Genomic DNA, 17,269 nt, shown 5'->3' with positions numbered 1-17,269 from the left:
TTTAAAAAACAACATGATAGAAGTTCACAATCCGTTTTTTTTTGTTGCTAGATTATTGCTTTTATTCGTCAAAAAATATGCCTCGTACCCTATTAAACATAAAGATACTGAGGTGATTAATGAGCACAACTCTAGAAAGCGGAGTAACCAACTCCAAAACAGATGCAAAATGGCTAAGCCTAGCCATTCTCGTTTTTGCACAGCTTGGCACCATGCTAGATAACAGTGGGTTTGCTGTAGCTACCGAAGCACTAATTACGAAACTTGGTGCAACCATGCCGGAAATTCAATTTGCCAATGCCATGTACCCTCTCATTGCTGGCGCTGGGATGGTGGTTGGCGGGTTAACCGGGCTATTTCTTGGTTGGGGAAGACAGCTAAGACTCGGCGCGATATTGCTAGCTATTTCAGCAACCATTGCTGCTATTGCGCCGAATATGAATGTATTGATATTTGGCGGGCGCGTTGCAGCGGGACTTGGTGCGGTATTCCTTGTTCCAGCGATTCTTGCTCATGTCGCCGGAATCTATCGTGGCAAAGATCAAGCGATAGCATTTGCTGGAATCGCAGGTGCGGTTGGTGTCGCAACAGCTATTGTACCTATAGCGATGGGCGCGGCACTGGATAAGTTTGGCTTCACGGCTTCTTTCTTCGGCGTAACTGGCTACTTTATTCTTGTTTTCCTTGCTTCTTTTAAACTCCAAGAGATGCCGAAAGCTAAATTCGAAGGTAAGTTCGATATTGTTGGCGTCCTGCTGTCTTCTGTAGGCCTGCTTGCAACTATCGTGGGTTTGTTAAAGATCTCAGAATGGGGGTTAATTCAGCCGATCTCTGACGTCTCTATCTTTGGCATATCTCCTGCGCTTCCGCTGGTGGTATTTGGTGTAATCACACTTATTAGCTTATTGAAGTGGGAAGCAAAATTCGAAGCTCAGCATGGCACAGCCTTAATTCCATCGACCTTTATCAAAAACAAGCAGGTTCTCATTGGCCTTTACCTTTGTGCCATTGTCTTCCTAATGTTTGGTTCTCTATTTATCAATATTGCTTACGTTCAGGTCGTTGGTGGCGCATCTGCTGCTGCCGCTGGCTTGCTGATGTCTATCTATGCCGTAGGTATGCTGGCTGGCACCGTAATCGCCCCAGCTAAAATGAGTAACATGACAGTTAGAAGTGTTTGTCTAATTGGCTTTGCAATCTCCTTTATTGGCCTACTTATCGCAACAGCAGGAATTACAGAGACTGGAATCAGTGCATTACACTACTTAGGACTTGCCATCTTTGGTTTTGGTGTTGGTATTTTGATGACCCAAGCCTCCCTTACTGTCACGACCGCACTAGAACAACGCGACGCTGAACAATCTGGCGGCATTCAAGCAACCTCACGAAACGTCGGCCAAGCATTTGGTGTTGCTGTTCTAGGTTCAGTACTGATGTTCTCTTTGACAGGTAACATTAAATCAGATGTCAAACAGCACGAAGATTTAACTGCCGAAACCAAAGAGGCGGTTCTCGCTATCCCTGCACTGCCGTTTACCAGTACGCAAGATTTCCAATTGATTGTGTCGGACCTCACTAATGACGTTAAAGAACAAGCAATTATTCACGAAATCAACGCTCAAGCGCGTCACAGTTCAGCTATCGATACCATGATTGCCCTACTCATGATTGTTGCCTCTGGTCTAGTTATTTGCCGAGGTCTACCGCGCGTATCCATTATGCAAAACAAAAAATAATCCCTCTCTCAAAGCCTATATCTGCTCTTCAATAGATGTAGATATAGGCACAAGCTGCGAAAGAGAAATCGAATCATGCTTAAAAAATTCTTTACTTCACTATTTTCAAAAAAAACGTCGAGCACAACTGTCATTAGCAATAAGGGGAGCCAGAACATGAAACCAAATCAAACTATTTACTTTGGTGGTCCTATCATCACAATGGAAGATGCAACACCTACGGTAGAAGCGATTGCTATTGAAGGAGACAAAATCGTTGGTATGGGGGCTTGCCAAAAACTGCGTGTCGAGTTCCCTTCTGCTGCATTGCATGATCTGCAAGGACAAACATTATTACCCGGTTTTATCGAGAACCACTCCCACATATTACTGTGTGGCAACATGGAAACCATGCACGACTTAAGTTTTTTCAAATACCAAAATCAAAATGAAATGATGGACGCTTTTCGAACCATGACACCAAATAAAGATGGCTGGTTAATGGGCATCGGTTGGGACGTAAAAAAACAAACCATCCCTAGCCTTAAAGAGATTGATGAAGCCCACCCTGACTATCCAATGTTCATTACCATGCAAGGCCATGGCGGCTGGTTGAATAGTAAAGCAATGCAGGAGCTTGGTATCAATGAACACAGCGAAGCGCCACAAAACTCAGAATATGTGAAAGACGAAAACGGCAAACTAACCGGCATGATCTTAGGTCAAGCTGCTGTTATGCAAGCGTATAAAGGTACATTCCCTACGCCAAATGTTGATGATGTTATCGCGGCATCCAACTTGTATGCAAAGGAAGGCATCACTGTCGCATCAGACCATATGATCATGGCTCCTCAGACACTTAATACTCTAGTTGAAGCATCAAAATCCGATGATTTCAATGTGCGTATTGTCGGCAGTATCGTGAACAACTACCCTGACTTTTCACAAGTCATAATGCAGCGAGATGAATATAAAACTAACAAGTTCCGTATCGGCTATCTTAAAGCTTTTACTGACGGTTCAGTCCAAGGTGGGAACGCTGCGACAAATATTGAATATCAGAACGAAGAGTTTAGAAACTTACCTCGCCCGATCTGGGGCACACAAGACATGTTCAATCAAACCGCTGAAGCGGCAATACAACTGGGGGTTGACTTTGTATTCCACGCCAATGGCGAATTGGCTTTAGAAGCCGCACTCGATGCTGTTGAGCATGCTCGCAAAAATGGTGAAGAGAAAGGCATCGATGTCAGCCAATTTATGTCACTTGCTCATCATTTGTCATTAACAACCCCGCAGCAGTTTAGCCGCATGAAAGCGTTGAATACTCACCCTAGCTTTATTATGGGGCACCTCTATTGGACCGGAGGTCAAATTATTCATGACTATTTCAAACAGGAAGATTTACATCATACCTTTAAGGTAAAGACCGCTATTGGTCATGGGCTAAAGCCAACGCTTCATAACGATGCGCCAGTAACGCCTACCGCGCCATGGCAATCAATCAAAGCCGCAGTCACGCGAGAAACCTATTCTGGTGATGTTCTTAATGGCGCTGAAGCCATTACTGTAGAGCAAGCCATAAAAGGCTACACCATTTGGGCCGCAGAACAATTCAAAATGGCAGATACGCACGGTTCAATTGCAATCGGGAAAATTGCGGATCTCGTGATTGTTGATAAAAACCCATTAACGGTCGCCACTTCCGACTTAGACAAGATCAACGTAAGAAAAACCATTATGGCCGGTAAAGAGACCTACTCCGCTTAATGGTCACGAGTGCCTCATTGTTGTGAGGCACTCTCAACAAAAAATCATAATTATTAAACCCCTACCGTTCTTCCGTCCATAACGTTCTTCCGCCCATAAATGGAGGACTCTGTACCATGCTAAAAAGTTTATTTGGCTTAATATTACTCACGTTTTTTTTGATCTACCTACTCTACAACACAGGACACGCGGTGTTGTCGCTGTCGAAAAAAGCCAGCTCATCAATCCATCACGAACAAATTCACACCCAAGACGTCCAACAGTTTTTTTCAGACCTAAATAAAAAATAAATATCCATTTTAGAAACTAAAGAAAAATGACACACAAGATGTCAGTTTTGTTTCGTTTCGCACCCATATCGGTTTGCTTAACATGGCGCTATCAATCCAATGAAACAACGAGGTCCTTATGACTGACACAATTAAAAAACCACAACAAAATATGGCTGACTCTCCAGAAGAAATGCTAAAGATACTGTCTGACATTTCATTTCTTACACCAGAGAAACTTCAACAAAAAACACAATGCCTACATGAAACACACTTCCATCAACTGGATATGGAAGAAACCCCTCGTCCTTACATCGAAAATGATAAAGAGGATATTCGCTCTGAAGAGATAGAAGCGTTCGCTATGAAATTGGTAGATATTTCCAAACAATCTCGTGAAGAAGGCAATATCTTATGGGGAAGAGTTCAAGGAACCAAATACGAAGCACAAGCCCAAACACTTGTCGCAAATACGCTTCTATCATTTGGTATTGACGATGTGAGACAAGACTTTTTCCCGATTCGTTATCCTCAATGGAACCCGACGAAGAATGAACTGACCGTAACCGTATGCAGCGAGTTGGAAGCACCATTATCTTTTGAACACGCAATTACGCCATTTCCATCAGGTCAAACACCAGAAGAAGGCTTAGAAGCCGAAATCATTTACGTTGGTCAAGGTACGGTTGCAGAATTAAAAGGCAGAAATCTAAACGGAAAAATAGTGTTACTTCAAGCCGACTTCTCAGCTGGCGGACCAATGTATTCAAGTGCAAGAACGGCTTACTCTCGAATTGCATCAGGAAAGTATGGTATGCCCTTAGGGCTCATTGCTTGGTGGACCTTACCCGGAGCAAAACAAATTGCGACGCGAGTTGGAGCAATGGGTGGCGGTGATGCCGTCGGGACTGCCATTCCATGGATTTCCATCGGTTATGATGATGGGTTGTATTTGAGAAAGCTGTTAGACCGCGCCACAGATGACGTCCTAGTTAAAATGGTAGTCAAAGGGGAAATGGAAGACGGCTCGACTCGTCAATCCAGCAACGTGTATGGTTTCATTCCAGGTACAACCGGTAAATACATATTAATGACCTTCCATAGTGACAGTTATTTCTACGGATTACATGACAACGGCGGTACGGCAGCGATGGTGATGGCCGCAGCAAAACATTACGCAGCACGTCCACTAGAACAACGAGGCCACGGTCTTGCTGTCTTGTCCGTTGGCGATCATGAGCACCCAGGTGTCGGTGCTACTGACCGATTTATTGAAGATAACCACCACTTTGTTCGCGATGAGATGCTAATGGTATTGAGACCAGAAAAACTCGGGCTTATTGCACAAACGAAAGAGGGGCCAATTCAGGCTAAGAGCAATCAAGCTATCCCTGCGATGCAACTTATCACTAACCGAAGCCCGATTCTGTTGGATATCTTTAAACAAGCAGTCGACTTATATTCCCTACCAAGTGCCGATTTTTACTATCAAGATCCTGCTGCAGATGAAACGCATTTCCACCCTCCATTCGCTAAATTTGACGACCTCGATGCGATTTCAACGGGTTGGGCAATCTCTAGTTACGCGTATCATTCAACCGCAGATTATGACTTGGGACTCATTAGCTTTAAGCTGCTAGAAAAATACGCAAAAGCACACATCTTCATTGTCGATTCACTCAAAGGTTGGAGCAAAGAAGACTTACAAAAAAATGCTGCTTCCCTACCTGAGCAATCAATTTACTCTTCTGAATTATTTAAGGTGTTTTACGGTAACTTCTAACACCACCATGCACATTTAGCTTCATTTGGACCAGCGAAAGCTGGTCTTTTTTTTGGAAAAAAGTGACATAAAAAAACATAAAAACACTATATAACAGCCACTTAAATAAAATAAAAATGACCTACAAATTGTTGGATTTGTTTCGTTTAAACATGGTTTCGTAATTTTTAGTATGTGCCAGAAAGATAAACAACATCACATTCACTTCCAGTAAATGTGCAAAAAAAAAGGCATAGACCAATGAAAACGACACCCTACATTTTCACTCTTACGCTCCTTTCTAGTGTGGCAATCGCAGATGACCAAACAACCGAACTACAAGACATGTCCGATCCTCTCGCGGTCTACACTCAGGCTGGCGTCGGTTTTAGCAACCACGGTATCAACTTGAAATACGGCGCGACGTACAAAACGGGTATCGACACTCAAATGGGTATGAACATTTTTGAAGTAAAAGGCATAGCTGGCGATCAAGTTGGCTGGTCTGGTTCTAACTCACGAAATGACTCCGTTGATTCCATCCGTTTTAGAAACTTTGAAGTAGACTTGACCAATGGTAGAGGCCGCCAAATCGACTTAAATTACACAACCGCAACAAACAACATTGCTAGTGAAGTCGGCACGCTATCGTATTCCGTTATTCAAGCCCTACCTGCGTTTGGTCCGGTTAACTTATTCCCTCTTGCTGGCGCTGGTATCGCGTTTGGTAACAATTTAGACCTTAAAGATACTGGCTATACTGTTCCGGGGACGTTAGGTGTGGTTGGTATGTACAGCAAAATCACGATCACGGACAAAATTTGGCTCAATTATAATCCAATGTACATGACGACATTATCTGGAGCGACTTGGTTTAAAGACTCCTTCTTTGAAGGTGATGAAAGTGTTTTAACTCACGAATTCACCGCTTCTTATCAATTTAATCCACGCTTTAACGTTCGTTACTTTGCCAATTGGAGTGAAAACGTCGATTTCTCAGATGGTCAGCACCGCGTCGAGTTTAACTATCAATTCTAATAATGTCATTCGGGTATGGGTGCGCTCATACCCTTATTATTGCTACAGGAGATTATTGCCATGATTTTTATTCTCCCATTAATACAGTTCTAACACCGTTTGCACAAACGGGGAGTTCGCTATGTGCCAAGCAACACCTTATTCACGTAACCACTTCATCAAAATAACCATTGCACTTTGCTTTGCCCAGTTCTGTATCGCTGCTGATATTGCAACTCTCGCGATCGCAACCAGTTCTCTTATTGAACAATTTCAATCAAATGTAGACGCATTAAAAGTCACAGGAACAATTTATCCGTTAGTTGGTGCATCTCTAATGCTCACTAGCGGCGTAATCGGTTTGTACATAGGTTGGCGACGCATGTTATGCGCAGGGTTAATTTTGGGACTAGTAGGCTCCTTAGCCAAAATCTACGCACCATCTATTGAATGGATAACATTCGTTGCTCGACCACTTATTGGTATGGCTGGAGTTGCGATTTTACCCGCTTGCATTGCTCTCGTAATTGGTCACTTTCCCAAAAACAAACATGCACAGTTGTTTGGCTTAATTGCTGCGTCAACTGGAGTTGCAGCCGCAATCGTGCCGATCGCAAGTGGCTTTCTGATTGATATCATCAGTTGGCAAAGCGGCTTCATCGTAAATAGTACGTTCTATTTTATTGGAACCTTACTCGCCATATTTTGGATCCCACCTTTGAAAAATACGCCACCGAAAAGGTTTGATAAGCTCGGTACAACCCTCAGTTTTTTCGCCATGTTCTGCGTTATTTTGGGACTATTAAAAGTACCTGAGTGGGGAGTATGGAGCAATACGTCTGCGTTAACTTACCCTACTCTGCTGCCGAACATCAGTCCTGCCTTTATTTTGATGTTTTCTGGTTTGATTCTATTCGCTGTTTTCGTTAAACATGAACATCGCTTTGACCACTTATACAAAAGTGCTCTAATCCCATCCCAATGGTTTAAAAACACCACCTTCCTATTTGGGCTAACTTTACTTTTAATCATGTACGTCATATTTGGTGGTCTTAATTTCACCCTCGTTGCATTTCTGCAAGTGGGATTAAACCTAACGGCAACTGAAACAGGCATCATTGTCTTAACGTTTGCGACAAGCCTAATAATATCTTCTATCGCAACACCGTTATTATTTAAGCAACAGAGAAAAGCCACCATAGCCTGCATGGGCTTTTTATGTTGTTCGCTTGCTGCGGGTATGACACTTTTCAGTACCAATGCTTTCAGCTTTCATTGGCTTATTTATGTTGCGATGATGTTTTTTGGCTTAGGTTTAGGCATGCTGTCATCTCAAGTAGTCGCGATCATCACAGGCTCCGTGGATGAAACTCAAGCAGAACGAACAGGGGGCATTCAGGCTACTGTACGCAATGTAGGCCTAGCAATGGGTATCGCGATCGTTGCGGGTGTTGGTCAATTTACAATGGAACATGAGATTCGTGAACAAGTCACCACCAAAGTTTCGCAAATCACCGAAACAAAACTCGGGATAAATCAGGTTAATAATATCCCTTACATTACGGATAGCTCGCTAAAACAATACTTAGTTCAGAAAAATATGAACCCTGAGAAAATACGTTTTTTGATGGATATCAATGCAAACGCTAGGCGCACTAATTTTCATACATCTATGATGGCGATTATGTTATTTGGCGCTCTTGGTGCAATCATTAGCATGAGGGTTAGAGCACAAAACGGAGCATAAAATTACGAATCTGAGTCAAGACTATATTGTATGTTTGATATAATAAGCCTCAAGTCCACAACGCAATAATATATATGACAAAACTCACACTCGAAGTTCCTACGTACCAATTAGGTGACATATTGTTTTCACCAACTTCTGGTGTGATCAAGAAAAATAATGTGCTCTATAAACTGCGAGCAAAGGAATGTTCGTTACTTAACACACTGATTGATCAATTCCCTGACATTCTGTCGCGTAATGATATTGTAGAAAAACTCTATTCCAATACTTACGCAACAGATGCGACCATCAATCAGCTTGTAAAACGATTACGTCAATCACTTGATGATGACAAACGCTCGTTGATACGAACCATCCCAAAACAAGGTTACCAACTTGCCATTGCACCTATTAACTTAAAAATAGAAACATCTCCAATACCAGCGAGTATTCAAAAAGAAACAACAAATCAAACACAAAGCATTATCGGCAATAATACTTTGGATCAATCAGCGTTAAATGCAGATAGTAAGCTCGGTATTAAAAACAAAAATGAACGCAACTTAGAGCGTTTTTGTGGCGCAGTGGCTGTTATTGGGATCTTTTTATCAGCTATGGGGGGGTATTATTATGCCGAATACTCTCAACAGCATTCAATAGAGTATTTAGAGTCAATTAATATAAGTGAATATAATCCAGGTACAAATGATACGGACTTTCCAATTGCACTATCTGAAAATAAGAAATTAACAGCCATCATTATTAAAGATGGTGATAGTCTTTTAAAATGTAAATACGATCGCAGTTTGAAATCAACATTATGCTCATTAAATTAAAACACATCACTTTTGTCGTACTTTGGGTCGTTTGCTTTGTAGCAGGCTATAGTGCTTACCAGTATCAATCTACACCTGTCAGTCAATTTACAGGTCTATGGGCTGGCTCTAGCGTGATCCAATATCAATCGGGTGACCTTTTAGCCGACATTCGCCTATTTGTAGACAAATCTGAAAAAGAGAAAGGGAAACTTATCGTCAACTTTTCGCCCTACCAATCAAATGAGACTACATTCCAAGCACATGCAACTTCAGAGCTAACCATCATAAAGCGTGATGATAAAATGCTCACCATATCCTTATCCCAATTACACTACTCGAATCAAGAAATGCTTGAGACTTATATACAACGTAAGTTACCTACAGGACTTGTTATCTCTGGTGAAGGATGGGCAATAGACCAAGAACAGATATTTCTCTACTTAACACTATCTTTCGGAGAAAAAGTAGGTGTTGTGTTGAGTAAAATAGATTAACCATCAGTTCGGCAGTTTGTCTATTAGCCAGCGATCTCACAGTTATCAATTTAAGATTCAAGGTGCTCTAAGTTCTGCTGCTAGCCTTTGTCAACCCTTGCCGTAAGTTCTTTGAGCACATATCGGACTTGGATGAGACCTTTAAACACTTTCAAAGGAATCGTCAATACATTCAGCACTTTACTTAGACATAAAGTGCTGAATAAAAGCCAGATCGTTACAGCTTAAGGATTGGCGCTACTGCTGCCGCAACTTGTGAATCAGACGCTCCGATCGGTAGCGAGAAAGAACGGTATTGGTCGCCAGACATGCTAAATGAGCGGTCAATCTCTGCTAAGCAATGGATCGTTCCACCATCCAAAATAAAGGAAAGCTCAATCTCTTTAGTAGAAACGAAACCGTTGTTGCGGAACTCTAGTTCTTGGTAAATACCCGAGCGAGAAGAGAAAGTATTACCACGTAAGAAGCCTTTCTCTACATCCGCTTTCACCATGGTAAAACCAGCTTGCTCGATTGCTTGGATTACGCGTGAAGCCACTGGTAATGGCTTAACCTCGATGTAATCTCTATCTCGAGGGTCAATTGCAAAGTCGATATCTAGCGTGGTTTCAACCCAAACGTGACACTGATTTTTTAGCGCGCTCACTGCGGTGATAGGCGTTTCATCGTGTAATTTGAGCTCAAATGGTACTTGCTTTTCTTCATTGGGTTGAATAACAAACGGCTCTACTGCTTTCAGCTGATCGATAGTAAAAGTTTGATAGCTAACACTGTCATCTACTTCCACTTTCATTTCCGTGTTTAGTTTGATGGTGATGGCATCAATTTGCTGCTCCACATCACCACCTTTGATTTGAACATGACCGCGTAAAGTCGCGCCTTGATATACGCTCATTTCATCTAAAATCGTATCTACTTTTGCTGAGCCGATACCAAGTGACGCTTTTAGTTTCTTAAACATGTGATTCCTTCGTGACTGTCTGTTTTCATTATTTTTATATCTGTTTACACAACAGATACGGCTCCTGCAAGTAATAGACTGCAAGAATGCGGAGTAATTCCTTTTATCAGCGCACAAAATGACTCTATCTGTTTGCAATTTGTGCATAGATTACGCACTATTTGTATAGTCAATTAAAAGGAAGTCATTATGTCTGCGCCACTCTACATGCAAATCAAACGGTTTATCCTCGATAAAATTGATTCGGGTGAGTGGATGGTTGGACATCGTATCGCAACTGAAATCGAATTGACGGTACAGTTTGGTGTAAGCCGAATGACCGTTAACAAAGCGATTCGAGACTTAGTTAATGAAGGCAAACTGCAACGCCGACCTCGCCTCGGCACCTTTGTTTGTGATCCGGCTGAGAAGTCTGAATCTCCCCTATTAGACATTCGCAACATTGCCGATGAAATCACGAATCGGGGCCGCGCTCACCACAGTGAAGTGCTGCAACAAATCGCTATCAAAGCCGATGACAGTATTGCGACAAAACTTGGCGTGATGCTAGGTACCACAGTGTTTTACAGCGAGATCATCCACTTTGAAGACGGTAATCCAATCCAGCTTGAGCTGCGTTGGGTCAACAGTCAGTACGCACCTAGTTACCTACGACAAGACTTTACTTGCATGACACCAAACCAGTACCTTTCTGATAACTGTCCTCTCAGTGCAATAGAGCACACTGTTGAGGCGATAGTGCCAGAAGGACGTGTTAAACAAGACTTGAAAATGCAAGCTAACGAGCCTTGTTTACTGCTCAACCGCCGAACGTGGAGTCAAGATAAACTGGTGAGTACTGCGCTACTTTACCACCCGGGCAATAAGTACAAATTAAGCTCTAAGATCCTGCTATAAACTAGGCGTTACTTCTTCGTTTTGATCACATTTCAGCAACATTAGCCTTGCCACTGATGCTTTTTTCCCCTATTTATTTGTATATACATTTAAAAGTACAAATCAAAAGGAAGTATCAGAATGGATTTGCTGATTGAAAATGCACGCCTCGTCACTATGCAAGAAGGAGAGCAAGGCTACCTACCCTCTCCACTTGCTCGCGTCGGCCTTCGGTCAGGAAAAATTATCGCACTCAATACCAAGACAAGAGGCGAAGACAACGCAGAAACCGAATCCATCCTGAATCCAGACCACTACGAACAAACCATTGATCTTCAAAGCAAGCTGTTGCTACCTGGTTTGATTGATTGCCACACTCATCTTGTGTACGCCGGGAATCGTGCCAACGAGTTTGAAATGCGTCTTAACGGTGTGCCTTACGAAGAAATCGCCAAACAAGGCGGCGGTATTCTTTCTACCGTTCGTGCAACCCGCGAAGCAAGCGAAGAGCAACTTATTGAACTCGCTCTACCACGTTTAGATGGATTGCTTGCAAGCGGTGTTACCTCAGTCGAAGTTAAGTCTGGTTACGGACTGACACTGCGAGATGAAATCAAGATGCTGCGCGCAGCTAAAGCCTTAGAACAAGAGCGCAAAGTAAAAATCACCACAACCCTACTCGCCGCTCATGCACTTCCTCCAGAATTTAAAGACCGCGCTGACGATTATATTCAGCACATTTGTGACGACATCATTCCCCTCGTGGCAGAGGAAAAGCTCGCCACCAGCGTCGATGTGTTTTGTGAATCGATAGGTTTTAACTTAGCTCAAACCGAGCGTGTCTTTGAGGCCGCAAAAAAGCACGGTTTGCATGTAAAAGGGCATACTGAACAGCTTTCTAATTTAGGCGGCACTACGCTAACGGCAAAATACAATGGCCTTTCTGCCGATCATATTGAATATCTCGATGAAATTGGTGTACGTGCGGTTGCCAATTCCTCGACCGTGGCAACCTTGCTCCCTGGTGCGTTCTACTTCTTACGTGAAACCCAACTGCCTCCTATCGAATTACTTAGAGCGCACAAGGTGCCAATGGCGGTAGCGACAGACATCAACCCAGGGACATCACCATTTGCTGATTTAACCTTGATGCTGAACATGGCTTGCACTCTTTTCCGTTTAACCCCTCAAGAAGCACTGCGTGGCGTCACTCAAAACGCAGCAAAAGCACTGGGTTATGGGGAGTCTCGTGGCGTGATTGAAATCGGTTATGACGCGGATTTCTCAATTTGGGATATCGAACACCCAGCAGACCTTAGTTACCAAGTCGGCGCAAAACGTTTAGTAGGTCGTATAGTAAATGGTGAATATGTCTCTCACGGAGGACTGTAACATGGCTCAATCAGATCCAAATACCGCTCCATTTCACTGGCAAGGTCGCCACGATGCAGAAGATGGAGAACTGGGTAGGCGTGTTCACCACGTAATTAAAAATATTTCTGTTGAAGAGTTACCGAGCAGAAGCGAAGGCGTCTCAATCCTTGGTTTTGCGACTGACGCGGGTGTCGCCAGAAATAAAGGCCGTATTGGTGCGAAAAAGTCACCGGATTTAATCCGTCGTGCCCTAGCAAATCTCGCTTGGCACCAAGATGCACCACTTTACGATCTCGGCACCGTCGTTTGCGAAGACGACTTACTAGAGAGCAGCCAATCGCAATGCGCAGCTACAGTTGCTCAAGCGCTTCCCCATTCACCTGTCGTAGTATTAGGCGGCGGGCATGAGATCGCTTGGGCATCATTTTCCGGGTTGGCCGAGTACTTCAAAACCCATCACCCAGAAATGCAGCCGAAGATTGGTATTATCAACTTCGACGCACATTTCGACCTGCGCGCTTTTGAAAGCTCGCTGGCAGATGTAAAACCGAGCTCAGGCACACCATTTAATCAGATTCATCACTTCTGCCAACGCAATGATTGGAAGTTTCATTACGCTTGCATTGGCGTCAGTCGCAGCAGCAATACCAAAGCGCTATTCCAGAAAGCGGACGAGCTCAACGTTTGGTATGTGGAAGACAAACAGCTTTGCTACATGAACCACAGCTACCATTTAACGCAACTACAGCACTTTATCGATGACTGCGATTACCTCTATCTAACGATTGATTTGGACGTATTCCCGGCGGCAACAGCACCGGGTGTAAGCGCTCCAGCAGCAAGAGGGGTCAGCTACGACATCATTTCGCCGTTTCTCGACCGAATCCTACATTACAAAAACAAGCTCATGCTGGCAGACATTGCCGAGTACAACCCCACTTATGACGTCGATAGCCAAACCGCTCGATTGGCAGCCCGCCTATGTTGGGACATTGCCAATGCCATGGCAGAGAAAGACCATAAACCAAAATAACCTAACCCAATAAGAATCAACTCGAACAGCACTTTACTCGAGTAGAAATAGCCAAGCACAGACTTGGTACACACGTGAAACTAAAGGAGTCTTAAAATGACACAGCGCCAGGGACAAGATCCACGACTTGATACAAGCAGAACAATTCGTGCTCCACACGGTACACAACTGCGCGCCAAATCTTGGCTGACGGAAGCCCCGCTTCGTATGCTGATGAACAACCTTGATCCAGATGTAGCCGAGCACCCTCACTCGCTCGTTGTATACGGTGGTATTGGTCGAGCAGCACGAAATTGGGAATGCTTCGATAAGATTGTTGAAGTGTTAGAAAGACTCGACGATGACCAAACGCTTCTCGTCCAATCAGGCAAACCAGTTGGCGTTTTCCCAACTCATAAAAATGCGCCACGCGTTCTGATTGCGAACTCAAACCTAGTACCACATTGGGCCAACTGGGAGCACTTCAATGAGCTCGATAAAGAAGGCTTGATGATGTACGGACAGATGACTGCAGGTAGCTGGATTTACATCGGTTCACAAGGCATTGTTCAAGGCACTTACGAGACGTTTGTCTCAGTAGCTAAAAAGCACTTTAACGGCGACGCGAAAGGTCGTTGGATTTTAACTGGCGGCCTTGGCGGTATGGGGGGCGCTCAACCTCTAGCTGGCACAATGGCAGGTTTCTCAATGATTGCTGTTGAGTGTGACGAGTCACGCATCGATTACCGTCTACGCACAGGCTACGTCGACAAGAAAGCCACATCGCTAGATGAAGCCCTAGCGATGATCAAAGAATCCGACACGCCTATTTCAGTCGGTCTACTAGGTAACGCAGCAGACATCTTCCCTGAGCTAGTGGAACGTAACATCACGCCAGACGTAGTAACAGACCAAACCTCCGCGCACGACCCATTGAACGGCTACCTGCCTCAAGGTTGGAGCATGTCTCATGCAGCAGAAATGCGCTTGCAAGACGAAGCTGGCGTAGTTAAAGCGGCAAAACAATCAATGGCTGTGCAAGTTCAAGCTATGTTAGAACTGCAAAACCGCGGCGCTGCAACACTGGATTACGGTAACAACATCCGTCAAATGGCGTTGGAAGAAGGCGTCGAAAATGCGTTTGATTTCCCAGGTTTCGTACCAGCTTACATTCGTCCTTTATTCTGTGAAGGCATTGGGCCATTCCGTTGGGCAGCATTGTCTGGCGACCCAGAGGACATCTACAAAACCGATCAGAAAGTAAAAGAGCTGATCCCTGATAACCCTCACCTACACAACTGGCTAGATATGGCACGTGAACGCATTCAGTTCCAAGGTCTGCCTGCACGTATCTGTTGGGTAGGTCTGAAAGACCGTGAGCGCCTTGGCCAAGCCTTTAATGAAATGGTGAAAAACGGTGAACTGAAAGCACCGGTCGTTATCGGCCGTGACCACCTAGACTCTGGCTCGGTAGCCAGCCCGAACCGCGAAACCGAAGGTATGATGGATGGCTCTGATGCCGTATCGGATTGGCCATTACTCAATGCTCTATTGAACACCGCAGGCGGCGCAACTTGGGTATCACTTCACCATGGTGGCGGCGTTGGCATGGGCTTCTCTCAGCACTCAGGTATGGTGATTTGTTGTGACGGCAGTGATGATGCGTCTGAGCGTATTGCTCGCGTACTTCACAATGACCCAGCGACGGGCGTTATGCGTCATGCTGATGCGGGATATGACATCGCAAAACAATGTGCAGCCGAGCAAAAACTGGATTTGCCAATGCTCAATGAAGAACTGAAAAAGCTGAAGTAAGGATGAAAGACATGCTCAATTTAACGCTAAAGCCAGGCCATATTAGCTTAAACGAATTGCGTCAGGTGAGCCGCTCACCTGTCAACCTTACTCTCGATCCAGAAGCCATTCCGGCCATTGAGGAAAGCACTCAAGTTGTCGACCGAGTGATTGCAGAAGATCGCACCGTTTATGGCATCAATACGGGTTTCGGTTTACTCGCAAACACTCGCATTGCACCAGAGGATCTAGAGACACTGCAACGCAGTATTGTGCTTTCGCACGCTGCTGGTATCGGTAAATTCATGTCAGACGAGACCGTTCGTTTGATGATGGTGCTGAAAATCAACAGCCTTGCGCGTGGCTTTTCAGGCTTACGTTTGAAAGTGATCAACATGCTAATTGACCTTGTGAATGCGCAGGTGTACCCATGCGTGCCACAAAAAGGCTCAGTAGGTGCATCGGGAGACTTAGCGCCGCTGGCTCACATGAGTACGGTGCTTCTTGGTGAAGGCCAAGCGCGTCACAATGGCAAAGTCATTTCTGGCTTAGAAGCTCTGCAAATTGCAGGTCTAGAACCAATCACACTGGCACCAAAAGAAGGCCTTGCATTGCTTAACGGTACTCAAGCATCAACGGCGTTTGCGTTAGAAGGCTTGTTCATTGCAGAGGACCTCTTCTCTTCTGCTACCGTTTGTGGCGCGATGTCAGTAGAAGCAGCTCTGGGCAGCCGTCGTCCGTTCGACCCACGTATCCACCGTGTTCGTGGCCATCGCAGCCAAATGGATGCGGCGTTAGCGTATCGACATATGTTAGAAGCAACCAGTGAGATTGGTGAATCCCATACCAACTGTGAAAAGGTTCAAGACCCTTATTCACTGCGCTGTCAGCCTCAAGTTATGGGTGCTTGTTTACAGCAAATCCGCAATGCGGCAGACACTCTACAAGTAGAGGCGAACTCGGTGTCCGATAACCCGCTTGTGTTTGCGGAAGACGACGACATCATCTCTGGCGGTAACTTCCACGCTGAGCCCGTTGCGATGGCGGCGGATAATCTTGCACTTGCGATTGCAGAGATTGGTAGCTTGTCAGAGCGTCGCATGGCACTGCTTATTGATAGTGCTCTGTCTAAACTTCCTCCATTCTTGGTCGACAATGGCGGCGTCAACTCGGGCTTTATGATTGCGCAGGTAACGTCAGCAGCACTAGCGAGTGAAAACAAAACGCTCGCTCACCCTGCTTCTGTCGATAGCTTGCCAACATCCGCAAACCAAGAAGACCACGTATCAATGGCGACCTTCGCAGCTCGTCGTCTGAAAGAGATGGGTGAAAACACGCGTGGTATTTTGGCGGTTGAATACTTGTCAGCAGCGCAAGGGTTGGATTTCCGCGCGCCAAACAAATCTTCTGAACGTATCGAGATTGCAAAACAAATGCTGCGTGAAAAAGTGTCGTTCTACGACAAAGACCGCTACTTCGCACCAGATATTGAGCAAGCCAACGCACTACTCAAGCTTGCTCTTCACAACGCATTAATGCCAGAAAGCTTGCTCCCTAGCGTGCATTAATCATTATTGCTGATAACCCTAAAGGCTCCTTCGTGGAGCCTTTATTGTATTTATACGCATCGCGTCCTTCAATGATATGGTAAATTACTGATTTATAGCCATACTGAATA

The 17,269-nt window shown here is 44.6% G+C and carries 13 protein-coding genes; 12 read left to right on the top strand and 1 reads right to left on the bottom strand.

The window, feature by feature from the left end:
• Nucleotides 1–119 precede the first annotated feature (119 nt).
• The 7 genes from BSZ04_RS14435 (at nucleotide 120) to BSZ04_RS14405 (ending at nucleotide 9,574) form a co-directional block, all read left to right on the top strand.
• Nucleotides 120–1,736: an MFS transporter gene (locus tag BSZ04_RS14435; RefSeq protein ID WP_088880656.1), complete on the top strand. Its 1,617-nt coding sequence runs from the start codon at nucleotides 120–122 to the stop codon at nucleotides 1,734–1,736.
• Between the two features lie 156 nt (nucleotides 1,737–1,892).
• Nucleotides 1,893–3,485 carry an amidohydrolase gene (locus tag BSZ04_RS14430; protein WP_161493758.1) on the top strand — a complete coding sequence of 531 codons (1,593 nt, stop codon included), beginning with the start codon at nucleotides 1,893–1,895 and terminating at the stop codon, nucleotides 3,483–3,485.
• Between the two features lie 408 nt (nucleotides 3,486–3,893).
• A complete protein-coding gene (locus BSZ04_RS14425) occupies nucleotides 3,894–5,537 on the top strand; it encodes a zinc-binding metallopeptidase family protein (protein WP_088880654.1) in 1,644 nt (547 codons plus the stop codon).
• Between the two features lie 240 nt (nucleotides 5,538–5,777).
• Nucleotides 5,778–6,554: a hypothetical protein gene (locus tag BSZ04_RS14420; protein WP_088880653.1), complete on the top strand. Its 777-nt coding sequence runs from the start codon at nucleotides 5,778–5,780 to the stop codon at nucleotides 6,552–6,554.
• A 121-nt stretch (nucleotides 6,555–6,675) separates the two neighbouring features.
• The gene (locus BSZ04_RS14415; RefSeq protein WP_088880652.1) at nucleotides 6,676–8,280 is read left to right on the top strand and encodes an MFS transporter; all 1,605 of its coding nucleotides are present in this window, start codon (nucleotides 6,676–6,678) and stop codon (nucleotides 8,278–8,280) included.
• Nucleotides 8,281–8,402: 122 nt separating this feature from the next.
• Nucleotides 8,403–9,098, top strand: coding sequence for a winged helix-turn-helix domain-containing protein (locus BSZ04_RS14410; protein ID WP_161493757.1), 696 nt, complete (start codon nucleotides 8,403–8,405; stop codon nucleotides 9,096–9,098).
• Complete coding sequence (locus BSZ04_RS14405; RefSeq protein ID WP_088880650.1) at nucleotides 9,083–9,574, top strand: hypothetical protein; 492 nt, start codon at nucleotides 9,083–9,085, stop codon at nucleotides 9,572–9,574. Before BSZ04_RS14410 ends, BSZ04_RS14405 begins: the two co-directional genes overlap by 16 nt.
• Nucleotides 9,575–9,791: 217 nt before the next feature.
• Here BSZ04_RS14405 and BSZ04_RS14400 read toward each other — a convergent pair whose 3' ends face one another.
• Nucleotides 9,792–10,535, bottom strand: a complete 744-nt coding sequence (locus BSZ04_RS14400; RefSeq protein ID WP_088880649.1) for a sporulation protein — start codon at nucleotides 10,533–10,535, stop codon at nucleotides 9,792–9,794.
• Nucleotides 10,536–10,724: 189 nt separating this feature from the next.
• Between BSZ04_RS14400 and hutC the strand changes: the two genes are divergently transcribed.
• From hutC to hutH, 5 genes are all read left to right on the top strand, one after another.
• The gene (gene hutC, locus BSZ04_RS14395) at nucleotides 10,725–11,432 is read left to right on the top strand and encodes a histidine utilization repressor (protein WP_088880648.1); all 708 of its coding nucleotides are present in this window, start codon (nucleotides 10,725–10,727) and stop codon (nucleotides 11,430–11,432) included.
• A gap of 120 nt (nucleotides 11,433–11,552) precedes the next feature.
• Nucleotides 11,553–12,803: an imidazolonepropionase gene (gene hutI, locus BSZ04_RS14390; protein ID WP_088880647.1), complete on the top strand. Its 1,251-nt coding sequence runs from the start codon at nucleotides 11,553–11,555 to the stop codon at nucleotides 12,801–12,803.
• Between the two features lies 1 nt (nucleotide 12,804).
• On the top strand, nucleotides 12,805–13,818 hold the full coding sequence (gene hutG / locus BSZ04_RS14385; protein ID WP_088880646.1) for a formimidoylglutamase: 1,014 nt from the start codon (nucleotides 12,805–12,807) through the stop codon (nucleotides 13,816–13,818).
• 96 nt (nucleotides 13,819–13,914) lie between these two features.
• Nucleotides 13,915–15,612: a urocanate hydratase gene (gene hutU / locus BSZ04_RS14380; protein WP_010448637.1), complete on the top strand. Its 1,698-nt coding sequence runs from the start codon at nucleotides 13,915–13,917 to the stop codon at nucleotides 15,610–15,612.
• 11 nt (nucleotides 15,613–15,623) lie between these two features.
• A complete protein-coding gene (gene hutH / locus BSZ04_RS14375; RefSeq protein WP_010448635.1) occupies nucleotides 15,624–17,159 on the top strand; it encodes a histidine ammonia-lyase in 1,536 nt (511 codons plus the stop codon).
• The last annotated feature ends 110 nt before the right edge of the window (nucleotides 17,160–17,269 follow it).

Origin of the sequence: Vibrio rotiferianus (genome assembly GCF_002214395.1) — a bacterium.
In the GTDB taxonomy this organism is placed as follows: Bacteria; Pseudomonadota; Gammaproteobacteria; order Enterobacterales; family Vibrionaceae; genus Vibrio; species Vibrio rotiferianus.
The sequence above is the reverse complement of the archived record's forward strand: the minus strand, read 5'-3'. Positions and strand labels throughout refer to the sequence as shown.

Excerpts from the sequence above, each read along its gene's own strand:
- BSZ04_RS14435 (WP_088880656.1), top strand. The coding sequence starts at position 120 with ATGAGCACAACTCTAGAAAGCGGAGTAACCAACTCCAAAACAGATGCA.
- BSZ04_RS14430 (WP_161493758.1), top strand. The coding sequence starts at position 1,893 with ATGAAACCAAATCAAACTATTTACTTTGGTGGTCCTATCATCACAATG.
- BSZ04_RS14425 (WP_088880654.1), top strand. The coding sequence starts at position 3,894 with ATGACTGACACAATTAAAAAACCACAACAAAATATGGCTGACTCTCCA.
- BSZ04_RS14420 (WP_088880653.1), top strand. The coding sequence starts at position 5,778 with ATGAAAACGACACCCTACATTTTCACTCTTACGCTCCTTTCTAGTGTG.
- BSZ04_RS14415 (WP_088880652.1), top strand. The coding sequence starts at position 6,676 with ATGTGCCAAGCAACACCTTATTCACGTAACCACTTCATCAAAATAACC.
- BSZ04_RS14405 (WP_088880650.1), top strand. The coding sequence starts at position 9,083 with ATGCTCATTAAATTAAAACACATCACTTTTGTCGTACTTTGGGTCGTT.
- BSZ04_RS14400 (WP_088880649.1), bottom strand. The coding sequence starts at position 10,535 with ATGTTTAAGAAACTAAAAGCGTCACTTGGTATCGGCTCAGCAAAAGTA.
- hutC (WP_088880648.1), top strand. The coding sequence starts at position 10,725 with ATGTCTGCGCCACTCTACATGCAAATCAAACGGTTTATCCTCGATAAA.
- hutI (WP_088880647.1), top strand. The coding sequence starts at position 11,553 with ATGGATTTGCTGATTGAAAATGCACGCCTCGTCACTATGCAAGAAGGA.
- hutG (WP_088880646.1), top strand. The coding sequence starts at position 12,805 with ATGGCTCAATCAGATCCAAATACCGCTCCATTTCACTGGCAAGGTCGC.
- hutU (WP_010448637.1), top strand. The coding sequence starts at position 13,915 with ATGACACAGCGCCAGGGACAAGATCCACGACTTGATACAAGCAGAACA.
- hutH (WP_010448635.1), top strand. The coding sequence starts at position 15,624 with ATGCTCAATTTAACGCTAAAGCCAGGCCATATTAGCTTAAACGAATTG.